General features: G+C 42.7%; 1 protein-coding gene. It reads left to right on the top strand.

The window, feature by feature from the left end; translation table 11 throughout:
- Positions 1–22: 22 nt before the first annotated feature.
- A partial coding sequence (locus ACLO87_RS16825) for a metallophosphatase (RefSeq protein ID WP_430224349.1) occupies positions 23–630 on the top strand: 608 nt, incomplete at its 3' end.

The raw sequence follows: 630 nt of genomic DNA, 5'->3' as shown, positions 1-630 counted from the left end.
ATCTCACTGAAAGGGATTGTTTATGAAAATTAAAATACTTGCTGCGGGTATCGCATTAACACTGCCGTTCTGGGCTTGCGCTAAAGATGTCACTATTATTTATACCAACGACCTCCATGCGCATGTAGAACCTTATAAAGTGCCGTGGATCGCTGACGGTAAACGGGATATTGGCGGCTGGGCAAATATCACTACGCTGGTTAAGCAAGAAAAAGCAAAAAATAAAGCGACATGGTTTTTTGATGCGGGCGACTATTTTACCGGGCCATATATCAGCAGCCTGACCAAAGGTAAGGCTATTATCGATATTATGAATACTATGCCGTTTGATGCCGTCACAATAGGCAACCATGAATTTGACCACGGCTGGGACAACACATTATTACAGTTGAGCCAGGCAAAATTCCCTATTGTGCAGGGCAATATTTTTTATCAGAACAGCAGTAAATCATTCTGGGATAAGCCATATACCATCATCGAAAAAGACGGTGTGAAAATAGGCGTTATTGGTTTGCACGGAGTATTTGCCTTTAATGACACTGTCTCTGCTGCTACGCGCGTGGGTATTGAAGCGCGCGATGAAATTAAATGGCTACAACGTTATATCGATGAACTCAAAGGCAAGGTTGA

The sequence above is a fragment of the Paenalcaligenes sp. Me52 genome, from assembly GCF_050487965.1.
Taxonomy (GTDB): domain Bacteria; phylum Pseudomonadota; class Gammaproteobacteria; order Burkholderiales; family Burkholderiaceae_B; genus Paenalcaligenes.
Note: the sequence above shows the minus strand (reverse complement) of the source record. Positions and strands in the feature narration are given on the sequence as shown.